28 protein-coding genes, 1 tRNA gene and 1 pseudogene are annotated in these 25,835 nt (G+C 39.0%); 28 read left to right on the forward strand and 2 right to left on the reverse strand.

Annotation, left to right across the window (positions count from 1 at the left end; genetic code table 11):
* Positions 1–130: 130 nt before the first annotated feature.
* From CGC63_RS05800 to CGC63_RS05915, 24 genes and pseudogenes are all read left to right on the forward strand, one after another.
* A complete protein-coding gene (locus CGC63_RS05800) occupies positions 131–1,696 on the forward strand; it encodes a ClC family H(+)/Cl(-) exchange transporter (RefSeq protein ID WP_040351262.1) in 1,566 nt (521 codons plus the stop codon).
* Positions 1,675–3,564 carry an alpha-amylase family glycosyl hydrolase gene (locus CGC63_RS05805; RefSeq protein ID WP_004222660.1) on the forward strand — a complete coding sequence of 630 codons (1,890 nt, stop codon included), beginning with the start codon at positions 1,675–1,677 and terminating at the stop codon, positions 3,562–3,564. The genes CGC63_RS05800 and CGC63_RS05805 overlap by 22 nt, the downstream gene beginning before the upstream one ends.
* Complete coding sequence (locus CGC63_RS05810; protein ID WP_009246682.1) at positions 3,516–4,052, forward strand: DUF5662 family protein; 537 nt, start codon at positions 3,516–3,518, stop codon at positions 4,050–4,052. The genes CGC63_RS05805 and CGC63_RS05810 overlap by 49 nt, the downstream gene beginning before the upstream one ends.
* Positions 4,053–4,059: 7 nt before the next feature.
* Positions 4,060–5,019 carry a transmembrane protein gene (locus CGC63_RS05815; protein WP_004222657.1) on the forward strand — a complete coding sequence of 320 codons (960 nt, stop codon included), beginning with the start codon at positions 4,060–4,062 and terminating at the stop codon, positions 5,017–5,019.
* A 113-nt stretch (positions 5,020–5,132) separates the two neighbouring features.
* Positions 5,133–6,071 (forward strand): beta-ketoacyl-ACP synthase III, encoded by a 939-nt coding sequence (locus CGC63_RS05820; protein WP_004222655.1) that lies wholly within the window; start codon positions 5,133–5,135, stop codon positions 6,069–6,071.
* A gap of 71 nt (positions 6,072–6,142) precedes the next feature.
* Positions 6,143–7,549, forward strand: coding sequence for a glucuronate isomerase (gene uxaC, locus CGC63_RS05825; RefSeq protein WP_004222653.1), 1,407 nt, complete (start codon positions 6,143–6,145; stop codon positions 7,547–7,549).
* A gap of 72 nt (positions 7,550–7,621) precedes the next feature.
* Positions 7,622–8,890: a uracil permease gene (gene uraA, locus CGC63_RS05830; RefSeq protein WP_004222651.1), complete on the forward strand. Its 1,269-nt coding sequence runs from the start codon at positions 7,622–7,624 to the stop codon at positions 8,888–8,890.
* A 149-nt stretch (positions 8,891–9,039) separates the two neighbouring features.
* Positions 9,040–9,771 carry a DUF134 domain-containing protein gene (locus CGC63_RS05835; RefSeq protein ID WP_009246677.1) on the forward strand — a complete coding sequence of 244 codons (732 nt, stop codon included), beginning with the start codon at positions 9,040–9,042 and terminating at the stop codon, positions 9,769–9,771.
* 50 nt (positions 9,772–9,821) lie between these two features.
* Positions 9,822–9,894: transfer RNA gene (locus CGC63_RS05840), tRNA-Thr, on the forward strand.
* Between the two features lie 66 nt (positions 9,895–9,960).
* Entirely contained in the window at positions 9,961–10,530 is a 570-nt protein-coding gene (locus CGC63_RS05845; RefSeq protein ID WP_022239785.1) for a thymidine kinase, read from the forward strand.
* Between the two features lie 8 nt (positions 10,531–10,538).
* Entirely contained in the window at positions 10,539–11,195 is a 657-nt protein-coding gene (locus tag CGC63_RS05850) for a hypothetical protein (RefSeq protein WP_004222644.1), read from the forward strand.
* A 186-nt stretch (positions 11,196–11,381) separates the two neighbouring features.
* The gene (locus CGC63_RS05855; RefSeq protein WP_004222642.1) at positions 11,382–12,431 is read left to right on the forward strand and encodes an alcohol dehydrogenase; all 1,050 of its coding nucleotides are present in this window, start codon (positions 11,382–11,384) and stop codon (positions 12,429–12,431) included.
* A complete protein-coding gene (locus CGC63_RS05860) occupies positions 12,424–12,993 on the forward strand; it encodes a M48 family metallopeptidase (protein WP_004222640.1) in 570 nt (189 codons plus the stop codon). The genes CGC63_RS05855 and CGC63_RS05860 overlap by 8 nt, the downstream gene beginning before the upstream one ends.
* 126 nt (positions 12,994–13,119) lie before the next feature.
* Positions 13,120–14,886, forward strand: a complete 1,767-nt coding sequence (locus tag CGC63_RS05865; protein WP_004222637.1) for an N-6 DNA methylase — start codon at positions 13,120–13,122, stop codon at positions 14,884–14,886.
* A 1-nt stretch (position 14,887) separates the two neighbouring features.
* Positions 14,888–15,655, forward strand: coding sequence for a toll/interleukin-1 receptor domain-containing protein (locus CGC63_RS05870; protein WP_004222634.1), 768 nt, complete (start codon positions 14,888–14,890; stop codon positions 15,653–15,655).
* A 57-nt stretch (positions 15,656–15,712) separates the two neighbouring features.
* Entirely contained in the window at positions 15,713–16,084 is a 372-nt protein-coding gene (locus tag CGC63_RS05875) for a VOC family protein (RefSeq protein WP_004222630.1), read from the forward strand.
* A gap of 57 nt (positions 16,085–16,141) precedes the next feature.
* On the forward strand, positions 16,142–16,711 hold the full coding sequence (locus CGC63_RS05880) for a M48 family metallopeptidase (RefSeq protein ID WP_004222623.1): 570 nt from the start codon (positions 16,142–16,144) through the stop codon (positions 16,709–16,711).
* Positions 16,712–16,759: 48 nt separating this feature from the next.
* Complete coding sequence (locus CGC63_RS05885; protein WP_004222621.1) at positions 16,760–16,960, forward strand: DUF7695 domain-containing protein; 201 nt, start codon at positions 16,760–16,762, stop codon at positions 16,958–16,960.
* 23 nt (positions 16,961–16,983) lie between these two features.
* Complete coding sequence (locus CGC63_RS05890; RefSeq protein ID WP_004222619.1) at positions 16,984–17,388, forward strand: DUF4259 domain-containing protein; 405 nt, start codon at positions 16,984–16,986, stop codon at positions 17,386–17,388.
* 194 nt (positions 17,389–17,582) lie between these two features.
* On the forward strand, positions 17,583–18,107 hold the full coding sequence (locus CGC63_RS05895) for a flavodoxin family protein (protein WP_009246669.1): 525 nt from the start codon (positions 17,583–17,585) through the stop codon (positions 18,105–18,107).
* A gap of 77 nt (positions 18,108–18,184) precedes the next feature.
* Positions 18,185–18,574: a hypothetical protein gene (locus CGC63_RS05900; protein WP_004222614.1), complete on the forward strand. Its 390-nt coding sequence runs from the start codon at positions 18,185–18,187 to the stop codon at positions 18,572–18,574.
* 361 nt (positions 18,575–18,935) lie between these two features.
* Positions 18,936–20,213 carry an RNA-binding domain-containing protein gene (locus tag CGC63_RS05905; RefSeq protein ID WP_004222611.1) on the forward strand — a complete coding sequence of 426 codons (1,278 nt, stop codon included), beginning with the start codon at positions 18,936–18,938 and terminating at the stop codon, positions 20,211–20,213.
* A gap of 311 nt (positions 20,214–20,524) precedes the next feature.
* Positions 20,525–21,475 (forward strand): glutaminase A, encoded by a 951-nt coding sequence (glsA, locus tag CGC63_RS05910; RefSeq protein ID WP_004222609.1) that lies wholly within the window; start codon positions 20,525–20,527, stop codon positions 21,473–21,475.
* 142 nt (positions 21,476–21,617) lie between these two features.
* A pseudogene (locus tag CGC63_RS05915) lies at positions 21,618–21,827 on the forward strand (tyrosine-type recombinase/integrase); the annotation flags it as partial.
* A 366-nt stretch (positions 21,828–22,193) separates the two neighbouring features.
* On the opposite strand, the gene CGC63_RS05920 reads toward CGC63_RS05915, so the two are convergent.
* Positions 22,194–22,469 (reverse strand): hypothetical protein, encoded by a 276-nt coding sequence (locus tag CGC63_RS05920; protein WP_004222603.1) that lies wholly within the window; start codon positions 22,467–22,469, stop codon positions 22,194–22,196.
* Positions 22,470–22,578: 109 nt separating this feature from the next.
* Here CGC63_RS05920 and CGC63_RS05925 point away from each other — a divergent pair, with 109 nt between their 5' ends.
* The 4 genes from CGC63_RS05925 to CGC63_RS05940 are packed head-to-tail and all read left to right on the forward strand — an operon-like array spanning position 22,579 to position 24,891.
* Positions 22,579–22,896: a SymE family type I addiction module toxin gene (locus CGC63_RS05925; RefSeq protein WP_004222600.1), complete on the forward strand. Its 318-nt coding sequence runs from the start codon at positions 22,579–22,581 to the stop codon at positions 22,894–22,896.
* Positions 22,893–23,678, forward strand: a complete 786-nt coding sequence (locus CGC63_RS05930; RefSeq protein WP_004222598.1) for a ParA family protein — start codon at positions 22,893–22,895, stop codon at positions 23,676–23,678. The genes CGC63_RS05925 and CGC63_RS05930 overlap by 4 nt, the downstream gene beginning before the upstream one ends.
* Positions 23,668–24,615, forward strand: coding sequence for a ParB N-terminal domain-containing protein (locus CGC63_RS05935; RefSeq protein ID WP_004222596.1), 948 nt, complete (start codon positions 23,668–23,670; stop codon positions 24,613–24,615). Before CGC63_RS05930 ends, CGC63_RS05935 begins: the two co-directional genes overlap by 11 nt.
* Entirely contained in the window at positions 24,616–24,891 is a 276-nt protein-coding gene (locus CGC63_RS05940) for a hypothetical protein (protein ID WP_004222593.1), read from the forward strand. It abuts the gene before it with no gap.
* A gap of 63 nt (positions 24,892–24,954) precedes the next feature.
* Here CGC63_RS05940 and CGC63_RS05945 read toward each other — a convergent pair whose 3' ends face one another.
* On the reverse strand, positions 24,955–25,629 hold the full coding sequence (locus CGC63_RS05945; RefSeq protein ID WP_089438671.1) for a hypothetical protein: 675 nt from the start codon (positions 25,627–25,629) through the stop codon (positions 24,955–24,957).
* Positions 25,630–25,835 lie beyond the last annotated feature (206 nt).

A 25,835-nucleotide genomic window follows, 5' to 3' on the forward strand; every position in this document is an offset into this window, starting at 1 on the left:
TAAGTTTTAAAAATATTTTACCAGATACAGAAAGGGAATGCAATACAGAAAGGATTTGCATTTTCATTTGCAGACACGTATAATGGAAAATGAATAGTTTTTGCGCATTTGCATGAGAGGGGGAAGCAGCTTGGAGAAAGATACAACACATTTGATGAAAAGAGCAGAGCGTTTTAAGACAATTCTGACAGCAGAGGGATTTTTAGTGGGCGCTGTTGCAGGGCTTGTGGTGCTTTTATACCGTGTTATTTTGGAATATGCCGGTAAAGGTATGAATAAAGTATTAGAATATGCCAGACAAGAACCTTTTGCAGCGGTTTTATGGTTTGTGGCATTGTTTGTTATCGCCTGTATTGTAGGAAAACTGGTGAAATACGAACCCATGATTTCAGGAAGCGGTATTCCTCAGGTAGAGGGAGAAATGATGGGGAAATTAAATCAGGTGTGGCAGCGTGTGCTGCCTGCAAAATTTCTGGGTGGTTTTCTTTCTTTGTTTGCAGGACTTTCCCTTGGGCGAGAGGGCCCGTCTATACAAATTGGCGCTATGACGGGAAAAGCAGTTTCTCAAACTCTGGACAGAGGAAAAACAGAAGAAAAATATTTAATTACCTGTGGAGCAAGTGCGGGACTTGCGGCAGCTTTTCATGCGCCGCTAGCAGGAGTGATGTTTTCTCTGGAAGAAATACATAAAAACTTTTCCGTATCGGTTTTAATTTCTGTTATGACTGCATCGATTACGGCAGATTATATTTCCAGCCAGTTTATGGGATTTCAGCCGGTTTTCCAGTTTGATGTGGGAACAGAAATGCCCCCTCAGTATTACTGGCATATTGTGATTTTAGGTGTAATCTTAGGTATTATGGGCGCTTTTTATAATAAGATGACCATGTGGGTACAGGGATTGTATTTGAAATCAAAAAAATTAAATGAGACAACACGGCTTTTTATTCCTTTTTTTCTTGCAGGCGTATTAGGGCTTGTTATGCCTCAGATTTTGGGAAGCGGACATGCTCTTATTGATATGGCGGCAGAAGGAAATCTGATGCTTACCTCTCTTTTGATTTTATTTGCGGCGAAATTTCTGTTTTCGCTGATTTGCTTTGGTTCAGGAGCGCCGGGAGGAATTTTCTTTCCGCTTTTAGTGTTGGGAGCGCTTTTAGGAGGAGCTTACAGTACCTTTGCAGTGCAGTATATGGGACTGGACGCTTCTTATATCAGCAACATGGTTCTTCTTGCCATGGCAGGATATTTTACAGCCATTGTAAGAGCGCCCATTACAGGAATTATTTTGATTTTTGAGATGACAGGGCAGGTAAGCCAGATGCTTTCCATGTCTTTGGTGTCCATTGTGGCATATCTGGTGGCTTCCGCATTGAAGTCAGAACCGATTTATGAGAGTCTTTTAAGCGGATTGTTAAAGAGACGTGGAGAAAAGCTTCCAGAAGGTACGGGAGAGAAGATTTTGCAGGAATTTGTGATTTGCCATAACAGCTTATTGCAGGACAAAATGATACAGCAGATTGAATGGCCGAAAAATTGCCTTCTGGTATCCATAAAACGAGGTGGAAATGAATTGATACCGAAAGGAAGAACCATACTGTTTCCGGGAGACGTTCTGGTGACTTTGACAGATGAAAAGGATGCCCCGGCAGTATATGATTATATGGAGGAAGTATGCGCGGAGAAAAAAGAATAGAAACAGCACCGGGAAATATGTGGACAAAGGGTGTGGAAAAACAAAAAGACGGATTTATATTTACATTAGAGGCAGAAAAGGACGCAGAAGCTTCTCTGTTGCTTTATACGAAAGAGGGAGTTTTGGAAATTCCCTTTTTACAGGAGGGAAGAAAGGGAAATCTTCTTTCTATGGCAGTGAAGGGGATTTGTGAACATCCTCTGAAATATAATTATAAAATAAACGGAGAAGTGGTACAGGATGATTATGCAAAAATCTTATATCACACAGCTTCTTTTGGAGAGAAAGACGAAAATATCTGTTGCGGGTATCTGGAAAATAAATTTTCATGGAGCGACGGAGCATTTACTCCCATAGAGCTTTGTAATTCTGTTTTGTATAAATTGCAGGTGAGAAGCTTTACAAAAAGCAAAACCTCTAAAGTCAGACACAAGGGGACTTTTCAGGGAGTTCAGGAAAAGCTTGAATATTTAAAAGATTTGGGCATTACCGGTGTTCTGCTGATGCCGGCTTATGAATACAGAGAAATTCAAAAGCCCCGCATAAGAGGAAAAGCAGGGGAGCATCCGGCAGAAGAAGCCGCAGCAGATAAGAGAGTAAACTGTTGGGGGTATACGGAAGATGCCTGTTACTTTGCACCTAAGGCAGCTTTTTGCGCAACACAAAATCCGGCAAAAGAATTTGCGGACATGGTAAATGCTTTCCATGAGGCAGGCTTGGAATGTATGATGGAATTTTACTTCGGAAAACACACAGCTCTTACAAAAATGCTGGACGTTCTCCGATATTGGAAAATCACCTATCACATTGATGGATTTCATATTATGGGAGAAGGGATATCGCAGGAGCTTTTTATGAAAGATCCGCTGCTTGCAGACTGTAAGCTGTTTTTCCATGACATAGACGGCAGCTGTGTTTTTCATGGGAAAGTGCCGAAATTCAAAAATGCGGCAGAATATAACGAAGGTTTTTTATATTCCATGCGCCACGTACTAAAAGGCGATGAAAATATGACGGAGGAATTTATGTTCCGTCAGAAAAGAAATCCTCTGTGTAATGGCGTTATCAATTACATGGCAGATCAGGATGGCTTTACGGTCATGGACATGGTTTCTTATGAAGAACGTCACAATGAGGCAAATGGGGAAGGCAATCAGGATGGAATTTCTTATAATTGCAGTTGGAATTGCGGCGCAGAAGGTTCAACCAGAAAAACATCCATTAAAGAGCTCCGTTTAAAACAGATGAAAAATGCCTTTTCTCTTTTATTGTTCAGTCAAGGAACGCCTTTAATTTTCCAAGGGGACGAATGGGGAAATACACAAAAAGGAAATAACAATGTGTGGTGTCAGGACAATGAATTGTCATGGATTGACTGGAATGGAAGAAAAAATCAGGAAAAACTCTGGGAATTTGTAAAAAGAGCCATTCAAATCAGAAAGGAAAATCCTATTTTACATTGGGAAAAAGAACTGAAGGGCAGTGATTATCAGGCGCTCGGTTATCCGGATATGTCCTATCACGGAAAACAGGCATGGTATGTAGAAAAGGATAAGGATACCCGTTCTTTAGGCATTATGTATTGCAATGAATATGCGGGAAAGGCTTCTGAATTTCTGTTTTTAGCATTTAATTTCCACTGGATTGAGCACGAAATTGCACTTCCGGGAGCAGAAAATGAGATAAAATGGCAGGTACTTCTCAGCACAGAAACAGAGAAAGAAGAAAAAATTTCGGAGGGAACAGAGGTTACAGGAAAAACCATAGAAGTACCTCCGAGGACAGTTATGATTTTAGCAGGAAAGCAGGAACAGGACGTATGCGGATTTGGAAGCATTTTAAAACGATTACAAGGCACAAGCTTTTAGTGATGAAATATTGCTTTAAAATAGGACTTTATAAGCAAGGGCTGCTTCATGATTTATCAAAGTATTCCTGGACAGAATTTTCTGTGGGATGCAAATATTATCAGGGAACAAGAAGCCCCAATAATGCAGAGCGGGAAGCCACAGGTTTATCGACTGCGTGGATCCATCACTACGGAAGGAACAAGCATCATTTTGAGCATTGGGTGGATTACGGAATTGACTGCGATACAGTTATTCAGGGAGTACCTATGCCCAGAAAGTATATTGCGGAAATGGTCATGGACAGAATTAGCGCATCGAGAAATTATCATCCGGACACTTATACAGACGCAGCGCCTTTGGAGTATTTCCTGAAAAGCAAAGAAAAGCTGTGGTTTGTCCATGAAAAGACCAATGAGGACTTGGAATTTTTGCTCAGAATGTTGGCAGACAGAGGGGAGAAAGAAACACTGAAGTATATTAAGCACGTATATCTGAAAGGAATGTAAAGGATTTATGAATATACAGGGAGACCAGATCTTAGAATTGATTAAGGGGTTATGGAGCTTTGTACCAAAAGAATATATGATACTGATTTATCTCGTTGGAACGGTATTTGCTTTTTTAAACTGTTTTATGGGATATCGTTTACGAAAGGTATGGGGATGTATTTTAGGTATCTTTATGGGAGGAGGAGTCGGCTTCGGAGCAGGTTTGTATTTTTTGCAGGATAAAATGATGGCAGGAGTTGCGGCGGCAGCAGGCGCTTTGATTTTCGGCCTTCTGGCATGGCTTTTATATAAGTTTGGTGTATTTGTTATGTGTACTGCACTGGGATACAGTATTGTTGTTTCCTTTTTTCAGGATGCAGGGCTTACACAGCATTTTATTGCTCTGATTATCGGACTCTTTGCAGGAACCTTTGCGCTGGGTTACGAGAAGCAAATGGTGATTGGCATTACAGCTCTTTGCGGAGGTCTGGGAGGTATTCACCTGATGATGGAAATGCTGGAGAAGGATGCGGGAGCAGGAGAACTGCTGTTAGGACTTATTATGGCGGCTATTGGTATAGCAGTGCAGGCAGCACCTTTTATGAAGGGTAAGGACTGGGAATCAAAGCTGTTTCGCCTGCCAAGCGGAAGAAAGAAGAAAAAAGTGGTGAAAAAGACAAAGGTCAAGGAAGTAAGCCACAGTACAAGGAATAAGAACAGCAGCGATAATAATAAAAAATCAGCGGTAAAAAAGAAAAAATATCAGCAGGATGTTTTTGACGAAGAGGATTATGACGATGACGAATTGAATGTGACAGAGCATGAGGATTTTGATGAAACGCAGGAATACGAAATCGGAAAAAAACAATACGATAAGCAGAGCCAGATGCCTTATATGGGACCCGGAATTGGTATTGATTTAGATGATTTAAACAGAGAATTGTCACAGGAGATTAAGAAGATTTATAAAGATGACGGTCAATAGGGCTGTCATCTTTTTTCGTTTTTATTGACAAACGTATGAAAGCTATGTATACTTTAAGAAAATAGTTTGATATACAAAATATTTGAAATATTAAATATAAATAAGGAGAAATTATGACAGCGAAGATTATCGGGACAGGAAGCGCTATTCCTGCGTATTGCATGAAAAATAATGATTTTACAAAATTTATTGATACCAGTGATGAATGGATTGTGACCAGAACGGGAATAAAGGAAAGAAGAATTGCCAAAGAAGAAACAACGGCAGGTCTGGCTTGTGAAGCAGCGAGGAAAGCGTTACAGTCTGCAAAGATAAAGGCAGAAGAAATTGATTTAATTCTTGTGGCAACCTGTTCTCCGGATACATTTTTTCCAAGTACGGCGTGTCAGGTACAGGCTGCTTTAGGCGCAGAAAATGCAGCGGCTTTTGATATGAGTGCGGCTTGTGCAGGTTTTTTGTTTGGATTAAATACAGCTTATGCTTATATTAACAGCGGGGTTTATAAAAAGGTATTGGTAATCGGGGCAGATATCATGACACGCTTTGTAGACTGGAAGGATAGGGGAACCTGTGTCTTATTTGGAGACGGAGCAGGCGCAGTGGTTTTGGAAGCATCGGAAACGGGACTTTTTTCTTCTGTGCAGTATGCAGACGGCAGCAGAGGCAAGGTTTTAAGCTGTTCTGTGGGGTATGAGAAAAGAAGCTCTTATCTTCAGATGGATGGGCAGGAGGTATTCAAGTTTGCTTTGAAAACTGTTCCGGACTGTATTGAAGAGGTTCTGGAAAAAGGAAACATAGAAAAGGAAAAGGTAAAATATTATGTGCTTCATCAGGCAAACAGCAGAATTCTCTCCGGCGTTGCCAAAAAGCTGAGGGAAAAAGAAGAAAAATTTCCTATGAACATACAGAAATACGGAAATACTTCCGCTGCCAGTATTCCTATTTTACTGGACGAAATGAACAGGGAGGGAAAGCTGGAGAAAGGAGATATTCTTGTCCTTGCCGGATTTGGAGCAGGACTTACATGGGGAAGCACGCTGCTTCAGTGGTAACGGAATAAAACCGAGAAAGTCGGGAAATCCTTAGATACAGGATAAATTTTAAAAAATCTAGGGAGAGACTTATGAAAGTGTTTATGGATGAGGATTTTTTGCTGTCTACCGACACGGCAAAGGAGCTGTATCATAGCTTTGCAGAAAAAATGCCGATTATAGATTATCATTGTCATATTCAGCCAAGGGAAATTGCAGAAGACAGAAGATTTGAAAATATTACGCAGCTATGGCTGGGAGGCGACCATTATAAATGGCGTCAGATGCGTGCAAATGGAGTGGAGGAATATTATATTACAGGAGATGCTCCGGACAGGGAGAAATTTCAAAAATGGGCGGAAACGCTGGAAATGGCAATCGGAAATCCCCTGTATCATTGGAGTCATTTGGAGCTTCGGAGATATTTTGGCTATGGGGGTATCTTAAATGGAGATACGGCGCAGGAGGTTTGGGAGCTTTGTAATCACAAATTAAAAGAAGCAGATATGAGCGCCAGAAGCCTGATAAAACAGTCAAATGTGAAGCTGCTCTGTACCACCGATGACCCTGTGGATGCTTTAAAGTGGCATAAAAGAATAAAAGAAGAGGAGAGCTTTGACATACAGGTACTGCCTACATGGAGACCGGACAAAATTTTAAATATAGAAAAACCGGATTATCTAAAGTATTTGAAAGAGCTTTCAAGGGCGGCACATATAGAAATTCAAAGCTTTCAGGATTTGAAAAAAGCAATGGGAAAAAGGCTTCAATACTTTAAGCGTATGGGGTGCCGGATTTCTGACCACGGTTTGGATTTTATGGTTTATGCCCCTGCCAAAGAGGAGGAAATTGAGAAGATTTTTTCTGCCCGTCTGCATAAGAAGGACATTTCCGCAAAAGACGCTACAAGCTTTAAAACAGCATGTATGCTTTTTCTGGCAGAAAAATATGAAGAACTGAATTGGGTAATGCAAATTCACTATGGATGCAAGAGAAATAATAACGGAAAGATGTATGAAAAAATCGGAGCAGATACGGGCTTTGACTGTATGGGAGACGTTGCTTCGGGAACACAGTTGGCAGATTTTTTAAATGCAGTAAATGAGAGAAAAAATCTGCCGAAAACAATTTTATATAGTTTAAATCCAAAGGATGATGAGCTTATTGGAACGATAATCGGATGTTTTCAAAACAGCGATGCAGTGGGGAAAATACAGCATGGTTCTGCGTGGTGGTTTAATGACAATAAAACCGGTATGAGAAAGCAGATGATTTCTCTGGCAAATCTGGGGCTTTTGGGGAATTTCATCGGTATGCTTACAGACTCCAGAAGCTTTCTTTCATATCCCCGCCATGAATATTTTCGCAGAATTCTCTGCGATTTGATTGGAGGCTGGGTGGAAAATGGAGAATATCCAAATGATAGGAAGACTTTAGAGAAAATTGTAAAGGGCATTTCTTATAAGAATGCGGTACGATATTTTGAATTTCAGGTATAAATGAAATTGTTGTAGTATTTTGACACAATTCATGCTAATATAGTACGGATAAAAAGAAAAAGGAGAAAAAGTGTGGAAAATCGTAAAATTATCCAAGTGGAAGAAAAAGTGCCGCCAAAGCTTTTAATTCCGCTAAGTATTCAGCACATGTTTGCCATGTTTGGCGCATCTGTGTTGGTTCCGTCTTTATTTGGCATGAACCCTGCAATTGTTCTTTTTATGAACGGTATCGGAACCTTATTGTTTATCTTGATAACAAAAGGAAAGGCGCCTGCATATTTGGGCTCCAGCTTTGCATTTATTGCCCCGTCTTTGGTGGTTATGGGCAAGTTTGGTTATGAATATGCACTGGGGGGATTTGTTGTTGTTGGTCTTTGCGGCTGCATTTTATCACTGATTATCTATAAGTTTGGTTCAGATTGGATTGATGTGGTGCTTCCGCCGGCAGCAATGGGACCGGTAGTAGCGCTTATCGGTCTGGAGCTTTCCGGCACTGCTGCAAAAAATGCAGGCCTGCTAGATGAAAAAATTCAGACAGAAAGTGTAATTGTATTTTTAGTGACCCTTGGTGTTGCGGTATTTGGCTCCGTAGTATTCCGAAAATTTTTGTCGGTTATTCCGATTTTGATTGCAATTTTGGCAGGATATGTTGCAGCAATCCTCTGCGGAATTGTGGATTTTACACCGGTAGCGGAAGCAGCCTTCTTTTCACTGCCGAATTTTACAACACCGAAATTTAATGTGGAAGCAATTTTAATTATTTTGCCGGTTATTCTGGTAGTGGCTTCCGAGCACATCGGACATCAGATTGTAACCGGAAAAATTATCGGAAGAGACTTAATCAAAAATCCGGGACTGCACCGCTCTATGTTTGCGGATAATTTTTCAACAATGCTTTCCGGTCTTATCGGTTCTGTGCCAACTACCACTTACGGGGAAAACATTGGCGTTATGGCAATGACAAAGGTATACAGTGTATATGTCATCGGAGGAGCCGCAGTGCTCTCTATCATTTGCTCTTTCATTGGAAAGCTGACAGCGCTTATTCAGACAATTCCAAGTCCGATTATCGGCGGAATTTCTTTCCTGCTTTACGGTATGATTGGAACATCCGGTATTCGTATTCTGGTAGACGGAAAAGTGGATTACAGCCGTTCCAGAAATATGGCGCTGACTTCTGTTATTTTCGTTACAGGCTTGTCCGGCATTAAAATCAGCATTGGCGAGATTGAGCTGACAGGAATGGTTCTAGCATGTATTGTGGGAATGATTTTAAGCTTGATTTTCTATATTCTGGATAAATTGAAGCTGACAAATGACAGAGAAGAGGAAATAGAATAGAGAAATAGTAACACAAAGAAGCTGTTGAATTAAGCACAAAGAAAAAGCTTAATTTAATGGCTTCTTCTTTTATCTAAAATGATTATTGACATATACTAATAATAGTGCAATAATAAGTATATGCCAACAATAAAAAGAGAGGAAAGCCTATGCCAAGACCAAACAAACCAAAACGAGTAAAGAGAGAGCCTGTCTGTGACAGTTTTTTTCCAAAGGGAAGAGCAGAACAGTGCCATGAAATTGAAATGTCTGTGGAGGAATACGAAACCCTTCGTCTTCTGGATTATGAAGGGATGACGCAGGCAGAGTGTGCACAGGAGATGGGAATTGCCAGAGCAACGGTGCAGAGCCTTTATACGGAGGCAAGAAAAAAAACAGCCAGATTTTTGGTGGAAGCAGCCGGACTTCGTATTCGTGGAGGAAATTTTTTAATAGAAGAAACAAAAGGAAAGGGCAGAGGCAAGAAAGGAGCTTATACTATGAAAATTGCAGTTACTTATGAAAATGGAGAAGTTTTTCAGCATTTCGGTCATACAGAACAGTTTAAAATTTACCATGTAGAAGAAGGAAAGATTGTTTCCTCAGAAGTGGTAAATACAAATGGCAGCGGACATGGCGCATTGGCAGGATTTTTAAAAGAATTAGGAGCAGAGGTTTTAATCTGCGGAGGTATTGGCGGAGGCGCAAGAAATGCACTGGCAGAAGCGGGAATTCGCCTGTTCCCGGGAGCATGCGGAAACGCAGACGCACAGGTGGAAGCATATTTGGGAGGAACATTAAATTATAATCCGGATACCATGTGCAATCATCACCATCATGAAGGAGAATGTGGAGAACACAAAGGAGAAAATCATCACTGTGGCGGACATTGCGGTAAATAAAGTTCTTGACAATAAGATGCAAGTCGATTAAAATTAGTATTTGTAAGACTGCTGGAATAGCTCAGTTGGTAGAGCACTTCACTCGTAATGAAGGGGTCGTGGGTTCGAGTCCCATTTTCAGCTCTTATAAATGGGAAAGGGACGTCATAAGTGGCGTCCTTTTTTGCGGAATATAGAAGGGAGGAAAAAATGGGGAAACTATATTTTCGCTACGGAGCTATGGGAAGCAGCAAGACTGCCAATTTACTGATGGTTCATTATAATTATTTAGAGAGAGGAAAACGCCCTGTTATTTTGAAACCTCGCATTGATGTAAGAGACGGCATTAATATTGTAAAATCAAGGATTGGTTTACAGGCAGAATGTATTTTAGTCGAGGATTTTCACATAGAAAGTAATCAATATGATGCAATTTTAGTGGATGAGGCAAATTTTTTATCGGCGGAGCAAATCGATTGGCTGGCAGAAATTTGTGATGTGTACAATATACCGGTGCTTTGCTATGGGCTGAAAACAGATTTTCAGGGTAAGCTGTTTGAAGGCGCAAAACGCCTATTTGAATTAGCGGATGTGATTGAGGAAATCCCCACTATTTGCTGGTGCGGGAAAAAAGCGCATTTTAATGCCAGAGTTGTGGATGGAAAAATCGTACGGGACGGAGAACAAATCGCTTTGGGAGCTAATGATTTGTATGTTCCGCTTTGCAGGAAGCATTTTATGCGTGGCGAAGTGAAAGAATATTGTGATATTCATCAATAAGAAGAAAAGTGAAAATTATTACAGAAGTTCCTAAAAATGAATTGGAAATTTTTGATGTAGGAGAAACCTTTCAAATGGAAGGCTCAGGGGAGAATGAAGCAGGGGAATATATTTCCACAGATGACATTTCTGTGAAGGTTTATTCTGTTCAGACAGCAGATGATTTAAGTCTTTTAGATGAGAAATTGGTGGAAAATACACTTTCTTATATAAAAAGAGGAGATGGCATAGAAACACTGGATGAGGTGGTAAAGACAGAAAAGTTGAAGCAGAAGCTTGTATATGTAACAGTAACTTATCAGAATAACAGTGATTTTATAATAAATCACATGATGTATAACGGAAATATTATGTTATTACAGGATAAAGATGAAAAATATTCTATCTATAATCTTTGTAGTAATTCAGAAAAAGAATGTGATTATGTAGAAGGAAGCAGTGTTGCCCGTGCAGCAGAGATGCGGTACGGAAGCGTAAGAGAAAATTACGGAGGAAGCAATTATATACTGTCTTTACGGCCGGGAGAGAGTATAGATGTATCTATGGCATGGATTGTAAATGAAAATGATTTAGATAAGATGTATTTGAATTTGTCTACTTATGGCGGAAATCTGGAATTTACAGAAGGCGCACTGGAAACAGGAGTGGTTGATATTCGCCGATAAATAAAGGAGAAAGCAGAGAGCTGTCGTTTTGTTTTTAAACGGCAGCTCCTTTTGCGCAGATACATCTTTTTTGATTTGGGCAGGGTAATTCATAGTGGGAAAAGGAATTGAGAAGCAGAGCTTTTGATGATATAATCGTATTTTAAAGAAACATTGAAAAATTTGAAAAGCTATGGAGATGGAAGGATGCAAGCATATACATATATTTCAGAAGGAAAATTCGAACTTGTGGAAAAAGAAAAACCGATTATTATACATGAGAGAGATGCGATTGTCAAAGTGACACTTGCAAGTATTTGTTCCAGTGATATCCATATTAAACACGGAAGCGTTCCTCGTGCCGTACCGGGTATTACTGTGGGACATGAAATGGTAGGTATTGTAGAGTCAGTTGGAGCTAAAGTGACGCATGTAAAACCGGGAGATCGAGTAACGGTAAATGTAGAGACCTTTTGTGGAGAATGTTTTTTCTGTAAGAAAGGGTTTGTAAATAATTGTACAGACGAAAATGGAGGCTGGGCGCTTGGCTGCCGCATTGATGGAGGACAGGCAGAATACGTTCGTGTACCCTTTGCAGATCAGGGATTAAATAAAATTCCGGATAGGGTTACAGATAGACAGGCTTTACTGGCAGGCGATGTACTGGCTACCGGATTTTGGGCTGCAAAAATTTCAGAAATTAAAGAGGAAGATACAGTTTTAATTATCGGAGCAGGTCCAACAGGTATTTGCACATTGCTGTGTGTTATGCTGAAAAAACCGAAACGAATTATTGTATGTGAAAAAGATGAAAATCGAGTACGTTTTATTAAGGAGCATTATTCAGATGTATGGACAGTTACACCAAATGTTTGCGAAGAATTTGTCCGCAAGCACAGTGAGCATGGGGGAGCTGATGTGGTGATTGAAGCAGCAGGGGCAGACTCTACTTTCCGCCTTGCTTGGGAATGTGCCAGACCAAATGCAGTTGTGACAGTTGTTGCCCTGTATAATCAGGCACAGACATTGCCTCTGCCTGATATGTATGGGAAAAATCTTACTTTTAAAACCGGAGGTGTAGATGGCTGCGACTGTGAAGAAATTTTATGTCTGATTGCAGAAGGTAAGCTAAATACAGAACCGCTGATTACCCATACATATCCGCTGGAAAAAATCGAGGAAGCCTATGAGTTATTCGAAAATAAGAGAGATGGCGTGATGAAGGTGGCAGTGGAATGTGAGAAAAGACATGACTAATCAACTTGAAGATTTACAAATCAATATTATTTACAGCAAACGTAAAACTATTTCCATAGAATTGCGCATGGACGAGTTAATTGTGCGTGCTCCAAAGGGAATGAGCCGATATGAAATTAATAAATTTCTTAGTGAAAAGCAAAGCTGGATTGAAAAACATTTGGCAAAACTTCAGGAACAAAGAAGTGCATTAGAACAGCTTCCGCCATTCACAATGGATGAAATACGGAAACTGGCGGCTCAAGCACTGATAAGTATTCCTGAAAAAGTCAAAAAGTATGCGCCTATTGTGGGTGTTAGCTATGGAAGAATTACTATCCGTAATCAGCGTTCACGATGGGGCAGTTGTTCAGGCAAAGGAAATCTGAATTTTAATTGCCTTTTGATGTTATTTCCAGATGATGTGATTGATTATGTCGTGGTTCATGAATTATGCCATAGAAAATATATGAACCATTCTGCGGATTTTTATGCAGAAGTTGAACGTGTTTTTCCGGAATACCGCAGATGTCAAAAGTGGCTTAAAGAGAATGGGTGGGTATATATTAGTCGACTTCCATAGAAAGAAAAAATAAAAAAGAAAAGCAGATGTAATTTATTTTTATAATTAGGTATTGTAATTCATAATTGAATTTAAGATAAGAAGGTGTTATATTTCAAATATAGAAAATAAAGAAGGGGTAGCAATATGCAGCAAAGAATAGAAGAAATCTGGAGAGAGTTGAAAAGAAAAGTACCTTTGGAGCAAATATTTTATTTATCACTGGTTCTTGCATTTTGTCAAAACCAAAGGAAAGAGAAGGGGAAAATTACACAGGCTGGGGTAAAAGAAGTTTTAGAAAGAATACAGGGATATAATTTGCGTGTTGCTTTTACAAGGATTTTTCAGTTTATTCGCTGGGAAATTCTTGATGATAAAGATATAGAGGAAATGTTTCAAATAGAAGTTTCTCTCTTTCGTGAGTATCTGGAAAAAGGAGGAAAGTTATCTGAATTATTTCAGATGATTTTTGCACAGGCAGGAAAATGGGATGTTTATGCTCCTACACCGACGGAAGTTCGGAAACTTATTGTAGATATTCTTGGTTTTCATAAAGCTCATAGAATTGCAGATTTTTGCTGCGGAGGAGCAGGACTTGGATTGGAGCTTTGGAAGAGATTGACAATTCGAAATAAAGAGGTGAGTTTTCACGGAGAGGAATTAAATCGAAATTTGTGTGATGCAGCACAACTTTATTTTTCTGCTTATGAAGTGCCGGATGGAGAAATTGAAGAAAGGGATATTTTGACAATTCCGGATACAGCAGAGAGCCAATCTTATGACATCATTGTTTTAGACATTCCCAGAGGACAAAATGTAACAGAAGTATACGATGAAAAAGACCCAAGGCTGCTTTGCTTTAATAAAAAGAATATATATTCTGACTGGATTTTTATTCAGGATGTGTTGTATCGTCTGAAAAAAACAGGTACAGCGGCAGTGTTGGTAACACCAGGAGCATTAACCAGAGTGAATGAGGAAATTTTGAGAGAGCAGATTGTAGTAAATGATTGGCTGGAAGCAGTTATTACATTGCCGGAAAATCTATATTCCAAATATTATGCAGGAACAGAATTACTGATTTTTAATAAAGATAAAGAAAGCTCAAGAAAAGGAAAGGTTATTTTTATTGATATCAGCAAAGAATTTAAACGGCAGGGAAGGAGAACCGTTGAGATTACAGAGGCGGGATTGTTACAGGTACGGGAAATCTTTGTTCATAGTTGGGAAGTAAAGGGAGTCAGTGCAGTTTGCAGCAGAGAACAGATACAGAAAAATCAGTACTCTTTTAAGCCATCTCAATATATTCAGCAGGAAGATGAATGGGAGTTTGTGTCCGAGCTTGTATTAGAAGATATCGCACAAATTACAAGAGGAGCACAAGTTCCGAAAAGGGCGGATGTTGTAGAAGATGGCGATGTATATTTTTTAAATATTAAAGATATTCAGGAAAAAAGAATTCAGTATGAGGGGGCGGACAAGGTTAGAAGCACAAATTCTGTTTGTAAAGGAAAATATAGAATACAGAAGGATGATATTTTAATTACTTCAAAAGGAACAGCTCTGAAACTGGCGATAGTGGAAGATTATTCCCCGGAAGCATACATTAGCGGAAATCTGACGCTTATTCGGGTTAATCCGGAAAAATATCATCCCTATGTGCTTTTTGAATACTTAAATTCCAGGCAGGGGCAAATTTCTCTGGAGCGAATACAATCAGGAACAACCATCCGAATTTTAAGTAATGCCAGTCTCCAAAAACTAAAAATACCGGAATATCATTTAGAAAAAATGAGAGAAATAGGGAAGGAATTAAAAGAAAACCAGACTGTATTTTACAGAGAAAAATATATGCTGGAAAAACAATATGAAAACAAAAGAAAACATCTTTTAAAAGAACTGGAGGTATTGTAAAATGAAGAAAATATTTATCAGTTACTGTACAAAAAATAAAGAACTGGCAGAAGCTTTTATAGAATTTTTGCAGCTTGGCATGGGTATTGCAAAACAGGATATTTTTTGCACGGCATATTTGGAAATGCTGGAAACAGGGGGCAATTTTAGTGAGAAAATACGACAGCAGCTTCAAAATTGTGAGGCTTTTGTATCTTTGATTACAGAAGAATATTTAAAAAGTGCTTTTTGCCTTGTGGAAATGGGGGCTGCATGGGGACAGAATAAAAGATTTTTCCCTCTCGTAACAGTTCCTTTTGAAAGATTAAATCATACACCTTTTCAGGGGATGCAGATGCGCCTATTGGACAGCATAGAAGCTTTAAGCGCTGTCTATGATGAATTTCATACACATGGAATTTTGGAGTCTTATCAGACAGCAGAATTTCATAAACGTGCGGTGGAATTTCAGAGGAAACTGAGAAATTTGGAAAGCGGAGAAGGTATTCTTGAAAAAGACCATGAAGGTTACTATAAGGCAGTGATTGAAGGTGTTCGGAATTTACAGAATGATCAGTATCGATGTTATAAAATCAAAGGACATATTGCAGAGCCACCGGATCGAATGGGAGCGGAAAGCGATTGGCTGTTTTATTGGACAGGAGCTTTTGCAGATCTTCAGGTGGGAGATTATGTGAAATTTAAGACTACTAAAAGTAAGGTGAATACATTTTCGGATATTGGGAGAGCAAGGAATATTTATCCGGATGAATTGTGGAAGGTGGATTAGGAATTTAGTAATGTATGTATACATAATATATTTAGCTGATATGATAGGAGGAATATTATGAATTTTCAATTTGCACATTATAATTACAACGTAAAAAATCTGGAGACATCTATTCAGTTTTATGAAAAAGCACTTGGATTAAAGGAAGTAAGACGTAAGCAAGCAGAAGATGGAAGTTTTACTCTTGTTTATCTGGGAGATGGAAAAACGGGATTTCAATTGGAACTGACCTGGCTGCGTGATTGGGAGAAAGACCATTATGATTTAGGGGATAATGAAATACACTTGGCATTTATTACTGATAATATGAAAGAAGCTCATAGGAAACATGAGGAGATGAAGTGTATCTGTTATGAAAATCCGAAAATGGGAATTTATTTTATCAGTGATCCAGATGGATATTGGATTGAGATTGTACCGGAGAAATAGAAGAATCGTTGAATATTGTCTAAAAACAAGTTTTGTACGCAAGGAGAGAACGAAGATATGGCGAACTATTTTGAGGGGTTACAATTTAATATAATTTATAGTTCCCGCAAGTCAATCGCCATCGAATTACGTATGGATGGTATTCTTGTGCGTGCTCCCAAGGGCATGAGCTGTGGTGAAATTAACGCTTTCATTCATGAGAAACGGGGCTGGATTGAGAAGCAGTTAGTAAAAATGCAAGACAGAAAGAAGGACTTAGAACAGATTCCTCTATTTACTAGGGATGAGATTAGGGAGCTGGCAAAGAAGGCGTTGGTTGTAATTCCAGAAAAAGTAAAGAAATATGCTCCACTTGTGGGTGTCACTTATGGCAGAATTACAATTCGTAATCAGCGTTCACGTTGGGGAAGTTGTTCTAGTAAGGGTAATCTGAATTTTAATTGTCTTTTGATGTTATTTCCAGAAGATGTGATAGATTATGTTGTTATTCATGAACTCTGTCATAGAAAACAAATGAATCATTCAGCAGAGTTTTATGCAGAAGTTGAGCGTGTATTTCCAGAATACCGCAAATGTCAGAAATGGCTTAAGGAAAATGGTGGATTGTATCTTGCTCGTCTTCCATAGAAAGAGAGGATACTACACTATTTGCGTTCTGACAATAAGAGATGGTAGGTGAAAGAAAAGGTGAAAGATATGAAAATAATTGTTAATAAAATAAAGTGCAAGAAATGCGGAGATGTAATTGAAAGTAAATCTGTACATGATTTTAAGTTTTGCAAGTGTGGTGCAGTTGCTGTAGATGGCGGTCAAGATTATCTAAAAAGATGTGGCAATAGAGAAGACTGGGAAGAGTTATCTGAGGTAGAGAGATAATGTGAATTTAGGAGAATATTAAAATGGGCGCATGGAATTATGGTGTGTTTGATGACGATATAGCTTATGATGCGTTGGACGACTTGAGAGAGTCATTAGAAATTATTACGGATATGGAAAAATATTTTGACGTTGTGATTGAGGCAAAGTATGTTGAATATGACGAGGGATGTTATGCACTGGTATCGGCGGCAGTCATTGATAGTGTGTTTAACGAAAAGCAATATAGATGTGATGATGAAGATTACTTTGAATGGGTAAAAGCATTAAAGTCTTTTGATTTTACTCCACTCAAACAGAAGGCTATAGTGGCTATTGACGCTGTGCTTTCCGATAGTTCTGAAATAAAAGAGCTATGGGAGGAAAACAAGGAATTATATAGTGAATGGAGAGAAGATAAGATTTCTATACGAGAAAGACTTAGATAATAAGCAACTTGAATCATTTTTCAGAGTTTTCAGTAGAAGTTAAATGTGTATTTTCAGAATGTCGCAGATAATTGATACTAAAAAGTTTTTCTTTTATGAAGTTTAGAGGTTTGTGCTATAATTTATGACATAAATGAGACAACTGGTTTACTTGTTAAATTATAGAAATCGGATTGTAAATGGAGGATAGCAGTATGAAAATAGTAATTATAAATGGAAGCGCAAGAAAAGGGAACACCTTGACAGCGATAGAGGCATTTGTGAAAGGTGCGTTGGAAAAGAATGAAATTGAAGTTATTGAGCCAGATAGGCTTCATATAGCACCTTGTAAGGGGTGTGAAACTTGTCAATGTTATAAAGGATGTGTAGACAGCGATGATACAAATCCAACAATTGATAAAATAGCCGCAGCAGATATGATTCTTTTTGCTACACCAGTGTATTGGTGGGGAATGTCAGCACAATTAAAGCTTATCATTGATAAATGCTATTGTCGTGGATTGCAATTGAAAAATAAAAAAGTAGGTGTTATTATCGTTGGAGGTTCTCCAATTGATAGTATACAGTATGAGTTGATTTGCAAGCAATTTGATTGTATGGCTAGCTACCTGTCATGGGATATGCTTTTCCAGAAATCCTATTATGCTAATGCCAGAGATGAACTTGCAAAAAATGTCAATGCAATGAAAGAACTTGAGGAGATTGGTAAAAAATTATAATAGAAGAAACATTTATGAAAAATATTATTTAACGTGTATGTTGATGAGCCAGATAAATTCCCAGTCTCTCGGAGAGATTGGATACATTTGAAGATGTTGTAATAGGTTTTAATGCAAAGGTTCAAGAAATGCTGAAACCAATGACAGCTGTTTATAAGAGTGGTGTAGTAGATGCTTTGAGCTCTGTCGGAAAAGCTTATGCAAATATGAATTTGGGAATAACTCAATCAGAAATGATAAAAAGTATGAATGCAATGGCAGAAAGTTTTTTGGTATCAAAAGTTGTTGCCAATAGTTTTGCAACAACGCAGATATTAGCAGAGAGTGTGAAGACGGCTGAAATGATACAGAAACAATTGAAGATTTTGATGAAAAAACGGTTGAGAGCGATGAAGATGAGTGATGCATCCTCTAAACAGAGACTAACAATTGCCCCTTCAAAATTATTATACTTGGTCTTGAATTGACATGTTATTCCATTTTTGCTATTTTTTTGAAAAATAGTATATCTTGAAAAAATAAAAAAAGTGCGTAAAATAGGGAAAAAAGAGAGAGTTCAGGAGGAAAATATAATGATTAAAGTATTATTCATCTGCCACGGCAATATTTAATGTACGCTGTGAAAGCCTTGATTTTATTGGATTTCTTGAGGATTAACCAATAATTTACACCTTATTTATACCTTTGGAAGACCGGATCGGAATAATTAAAAAAGTTGTCATAATTCAGTTGGTCAAAAAATAATACTACACTCAAAATTGATTAAAAAATCAATCGTAAAAAAATACGATTGATTTTTTGCACGTTTTTGCATATAATATAATCATTATGGTTGGAAAGGGAACGATTACTATGCGTGAAACAAGAATATTAGAATTCAAGGAAACGATTACGAATACTTTTTTGAAAACAGTTAGTGCCTTTTCGAATTACAATGGTGGAACAATTCTTTTTGGGGTTGATGATAATGGAAATGTGAAAGGATTGCCAGATGTAAAACAGGCCTGTCAGGATATCGAAAATAAAATCAATGACAGTATATCACCTCAACCAAACTATACACTTGAAATACAGAATAATGACCAGACGATAAAACTTACTGTAAAAAGTGGTCTTCAAAAACCGTATTTATATAAATCAAAAGCATACAAACGAAATGATACAGCAACGATAGAGGTAGATACATTGGAATTTTCAAGGCTTATATTAGAAGGAAAAAATATTAGTTTCGAAGAATTACCTTGTAAAGATCAGGAGCTATCTTTTAAAATTTTACAGTGTAAACTGAAAGAAAATATTTACATTGAAACTTTCAATCAAGATACTTTAAAGACATTGAACCTGTATGACAATATAAATGGTTATAATAATGCAGCGGGACTTTTGGCAGATAAAAATCATTTTTCAGGAATTGATATTGTTAAGTTCGGTGAGAATATCAGTATTATTCAAAAAAGAGTAACGTTTGAACATATATCGGTTTTAGAAATATATGAAAAAGCACTTGCTGTATTTAGAGATTATTACCAATATGAAGTAATACAGGGGGCTGACAGAAAGATGGTAGAGAAAATACCGGAAGCAGCTTTCAGAGAAGCAATTGCAAATGCTTTGATTCATAGGGTATGGGATATTAATTCACACATCAGAGTTTCTATGTTTGATGATAGAATAGAAGTAGTGTCTCCTGGTGGATTGCCGGCTGGAATAACGGCAGAAGAATATTTATCAGGTAAACTATCTATTTTAAGAAATAGAAATCTTGCAAATGTATTTTACAGACTGGGACTAGTAGAGATATTTGGAACAGGAATTACACGAATCAAACAACTGTATGCAGAGAGTTTGATAAAACCAGAATTTGAAGTGTCAGAAAATGCTATAAAAATTGTACTACCGATATTTGAAACGAATGTCAATTTAACCGAAGACGAAAAAGTGATTTACAAATTTTTAAGTAAGACGATGCTGAAACCAATAAGTGAAATTGCACCATATGTCCCATTTGGCAAATCAAAAACAACACAATTACTGAAAGCTATGGAGAAAAAGGGTGTGATTGCAGTTGAAGGAAAAGGCAGAGGAACAAAATATATCATTAAGTGATTGAGAACAGATCACCGTCAGCATCGGACGGACCATTGCCCCAATGGCCGTCACAAAGCGTCCGAAGCATAAGACATAGTTTTCTTTTCTAAGATCTTTGTATTGTGAAATTAGATTCATGATACGTTTTCCCCTTTGCATATTCCCCAGTTTCAAACTACTAATAATATACAATGCGGGCACTTTTTTGTCTATCTTATTCCGTCGGGTTTCAGCAAAAAATGGTGGTTGATTGAAGCCGGAAAATGATGTATCTTAGTACTTAGAAAATAGCAGTTGTAAGGGGATTATGACTGAGCGAAAAGGAGAATATGATGAAATCAGAAGAGGTTATGAGAATACTGGAAAATGCCATCCGTATCGGAAAAGGTGTGATCCGGTATGGAAGTGTTGCATCGTATATTCCGGAGCTTGCCAAGGCAGATAAGAATAAACTGGGGATCTGCCTTTATACAATAGACGGCAATCAATTTGAGACCGGAAATACAGAAGACAGATTTACGATACAGTCCATTTCCAAAGTAATGGCACTGTGTCTGGCACTGGAAACATTTGGAGCAGAGTTTGTGTTTGAACATGTTGGTGTGGAGCCGTCAGGGGAGGCTTTTAACTCACTGGTAGAACTGGATAACCGAAGTAACCGGCCCTTTAATCCGATGATCAATTCTGGAGCAATCACGGTTGCGAGCCTGCTTGTAAACCACTATTCCATCGAAGATATGCAGAAGTATATGCAGGACGTATGTGAAGATCCGGAGATTGCAGTAGACGAAGCTGTATTTCAGTCTGAGATGGCGACTTGCGCAAGAAATAAGGCGATTGCCTATCTTTTAAAAAGTAAGGAGATCATTGATACCGATGTAGAAGATAGTGTTACCTTTTATACAAAGATGTGTTCCATGTCGGTAAATGCAAGAGATTTGGCAATGTTCGGTCTTTTGCTTGCAAATGACGGAGTGCAATTATCTACCGGAAAACGTCTGATCTCATCTCAGACTGTACGGATGGTACAGACCATTATGCTCACCTGCGGGATGTATGACGGATCAGGTGAATTTGCGTTAAGAACAGGAATTCCGACTAAGAGCGGAGTCGGCGGCGGCCTGCTTAGTGTATCGAAAAAGAAAATGGGAATCGGGATCTACGGACCGTCTCTTGATAAAAAAGGAAACTGTATCGCAGGCTGCGAATTGTTGGGATATATTTCAGAAGCACTACATCTTCACATCTTTGATACCAGAGAGTGGAAGGTAGAAGAATAAAAAAAGACGATACTGCAGATCTCCCTTAGCATGTGGTTTTGCATTTTTATCTGCACTTTCCAGATAAATAAGTACTTGTCTTGCAACTCGCCGGCTGGATGTATTGACCTCGGTCTGATCTTTGGTATTCCTTTGAAGAGCATACAATGACATTTACCGAGTACAGATGCCAAATATTACACCTTATGTATGTCGGCATACCTATTGCTCAAATATGGCAAAATCAGGAATGAATCCAAAAGCATTGCAATATTTGATGGGCCACTCAGATATCAGCGTAACGCTGAATACATATACGCATGTAAATCTTGAGGATGCCAGGGAAGAAGTTGCCCGGATTCAGGTTGTGTAATTACGATTTTTAATTGAAAATAGCAAGGTGTAAAATAGAAAAACATACACCTTATTTTACACCTTTTGCGGACGATATTATGCGAAAATAAACCAGGTTATGCCAGAAAGCAAAAATTTACAAAGGCTCACAAAGCCCGAAATACCAAGAAAAACTAAGAAATGCGAGGTTATGCAACAATGATAAAAGTACTCTTTATTTGCCACGGCAATATACTGGCAAATCTCTGAAAAGCTTGATTTTACAAGGGTTAGACGGACTAAGGATGTACTTTTACACAGGTTTTACACGGTTTGAAAAGACTGGATTTTAAGTGAAAAATGAGCTGAAAAGATAAATATAGATAAGCCAAAAGGTGTGTTAGCATTAAGAAACCCGGCGATGTGATTTTAATAAAATTGCATCAGCCGGATTTTTTAATTTCTCGTTATTCTGTTTGTCACGAGCCATTGCTTCATCGATGGCACGGTTGATAAAGGCAGTAGCGCTTTCACCCATGGAGGCGGCGTGTTCCTGAATGATGGTTCTTTTTTCAGGAGTCATACGGACCTTCACTTCACAGAAGCGTTCATTGTATTTTTTGTTGGCTCTTCGGCGGGCTTCCGTGAGCCCACGATAAGAGCTGCGTTTTTCGTCACTCATGGCGACTTCTTTCTGAAATGTTTTGGAGTTACATCAAGGTAAGTATAGCACATTTTGGCACATAAGACTATGTAAAAATTAAAGAATTTGAAAAAAAGGAGACAAGCTTATGGCAAAACAGAGAAAAGAGTTTAGAGAACTCACTGTAAGTGAGACTTGTGGATATAACTACAGTCGTGTACCGGGGATTCGTATTCAGGGAAAATGGTTGGCTGAGTTAGGGTTTGAACCGGGAGACTCTGTGTTGGTTCGGTGTGAGGATGGCAAGATTGTGATTACAAAGGATGAAGCGTTGGCTGCACGGAAGGCTGCCGAAAAGGCTTTTATGGAAACGGAGTTGCGGAAGTTAGAAAAGCGATATGAAGAAGAAAAGGAACGCTTGCTGAAATCGTATGTAGCGGAGCAGAAAGGAAGGTACAACGCATGATGGGAAAGATTATTGTTTGTGGTTCGCAAAAGGGCGGTGTAGGCAAGACTGTTACAACATTCAATTTGGCATATGCACTTACATCCTTAGGAAAAAAGGTTCTGGCTGTCGATTTTGACAGTCAGGGCAACCTGTCTACTTGTATGGGGATTGAGGATCTAAGAAATGAAGAAAAAACTATTGGGCATCTGATGATGGCAGAGATTGAAGATGAACCGATAGTGGCAGATGATTTCATACAGAATAATGCAGGTATTGATTTTATTTCTGCTAATGTTTACCTCTCAGCTGTGGATACGAAGCTTCGATTGGAAATGGGGGCAGAAAAAATGCTTAGTAATATTCTGGAGTCGTTAAGAGACAGATACGACTATATTTTGGTAGATACGGCTCCGACTTTAGGCAGTCTTACCATCAATGCATTGGTGGCTGCAGATAGTGTCATTATTCCGGTAAATCCTCAGTTGCTGGCAATGATGGGTTTGCAGGATTTTATAAAGACGGTTTCGAAGATTAAGCACAGAATTAACCCAAGGTTAGAGATAGCAGGGATATTACTCACGATGTGTGATTCCAGAACAAATCTGTGTAAGGTTTTGATGGAAGAAGTAAATGAAACCTTCAAGGGGCAGATAAGAGTATTCCATACTTGCATTCCAACTACGATAAAGGTTGGAGAAGCTGTTTATTACAATATGGCAGTGGAACAGTACAGTCCGAAGTCTACGGCGGGTATCGCATATAGAAATTTTGCAAAGGAGTTGATTGGATATGAAAGCTAATGCACCAAAAAGAAAGGTATTTGACGCAGTTGACGTATTAGTGGGAGAAGAAGAGGTACGTAATAACAATGATATTCGAGAACTTTCGATTGAAAGTATCAAGCCGTTCCATAACCATCCATTTCGCCTGTACGAAGGCGAGCGATTGGAAGATATGGTGGAGAGCATTAAGGAACATGGTGTTTTGAATCCGGTGATTGTATTGAAAACAGGGGATGGGTATGAAATGCTTTCCGGTCATAACAGACAGAATGCAGCAAGGATTGCGGGGCTTAAAACTGTTCCGGCTATTGTTAAAGCGGAACTGACGGAAGAAGAGGCTTATGTTTACGTGATTGAAACCAATCTGATGCAGAGGTCTTTTACAGATATGGAGATTTCCGAAAAGGCAGCTGTGTTGCAGGAGAGATATGATAAGGTAATGTCTCAGGGAAAGAGAAATGATATTCTAAGGGAAATTGCAAAGTTGGAAGGAAAAGAGTCAACTTCTGGTCACCGTGACCAGAAGTTATGGTCCAGAGATGCAGTGGGTGCAGAATATGGCCTTTCCGGTAGCTCTGTGGCGAGATTACTTCGAGTGAATCATCTGATAGAACCTTTGAAGGATAAAGTAGACAAAGGAAGCCTGGGAATGAAGATTGCGATTCAGTTATCCTATCTGACAAAGGAAGAACAGGAAATGATTCATGATGCGATGAAGGAAATGCATGTGAAGCTTAGCCAGCACCAGGTTATTAAACTTCGTGAGCATGCCGGGGAACTTACTCCGGGGAGAGTGAGACAGTATATTAAAATGGCTGATCCGAATAAGAAGCTTCCGGTTGTAAAGGTCCCGGCACGATTGATTCAGCAGTATTTTGCCAAGATGGAACCGGATAGGGTGGATCAGATACTGGAAGAGGCGATTCGGGAGTACTTTGAAAAGCGGGAGGGTTAAATGTTTAGTGAGAAGTATTTACAGGAAATAGATTCCGAATATTTCAATGTTCTGGTGCAAGATGCCTATGATGTCACTATACAGAGTAGAAATACCGGTCATTATTGGTACTTACATTGTTGTGAATTCCCAACAGAGGAAAATTGTATTATCTTTCATAAGCACCAATTCCAGCATCCATATCATCAGCATGGCAGAGCGAGAACATTGAAGCAGGCGGTAAAAAGCATTATTCAGCATGATAGATATCAGTTGAATGTGAGAAAATGTGTGTAATATATGCTCAAATGAAAGCAAAAGAAGCCAGTGGGGAAATGACCTCACTGGCTTTCGTGCTGCTTAACGGTAGTTCTGCAGGAACTCTTTTACGATAGGGTAGAGCTTGTCCAAATCGGAATCGACGGTGCTTTTGCCACAACCGATTTTTTCTGCTGTTTCTACAATGGTATGCTCGTCCACTCTGTGCTTAATGACTGCTATAAGGCGGTCGAGATTCTTCAGACCTGTGAGAGTGTGCAGATGGTCGATAAGTGCTTCCAAAATCTTTTCGTAAGTATCAGCTGTGTTGTAATCGTTCGGCGCAGCTGGGTCAAATTCTGTCACTTCATCAGTGTCATTGACCATTGCAAGCTCGCTGAAGGTCTTGGTTCTACCGGATTCCTTGTTCCAAGAAAGGTTGTAAGCACATTCGCTGCAGCGGTTACATTCCGGGCATTTAATAAGATGTCCTTTTCCATCTGAAACGAAGCAACGGGCGTCACGGTCTTCCTTCTTAAATTCATCCGTTACCATGCGAAGATATTCATGTCTTTCAGTTTCTGTTGCAGGAACTAACACTACATCACAGTAACGATTGCCGACACGCCAGTTGTGGCGGATATCAGCAGCAGTTACACCTGCGATGAAGCCGTTTTCCTTGAATGCTTCCATATCTATAACCATAGGGATGTAAACTGTGGAAGGTGCTGGGTTAGTAGTTACGTTGTTTGTCTGTACATTTTCTTTGAATTCCATATGATGTGGCCTCCAACCGCTGAATGCGGAACGAAGGCTCTGATATGAAATTCAAGAATGCATCGATTGACTTATTCATGGTTACGTCTCCGTTCCGTAAAATAAGTAATCAGGCTTCTTAGCCCCTGATGCAGTTAATGGGTTCATCACATTGCAACTCTAAGAAGATGCCGCGTCCGGCAGTTGAGATGCGATGGAGCAGTTTA

The organism is Blautia hansenii DSM 20583 (genome assembly GCF_002222595.2).
Taxonomy (GTDB): Bacteria; Bacillota; Clostridia; order Lachnospirales; family Lachnospiraceae; genus Blautia; species Blautia hansenii.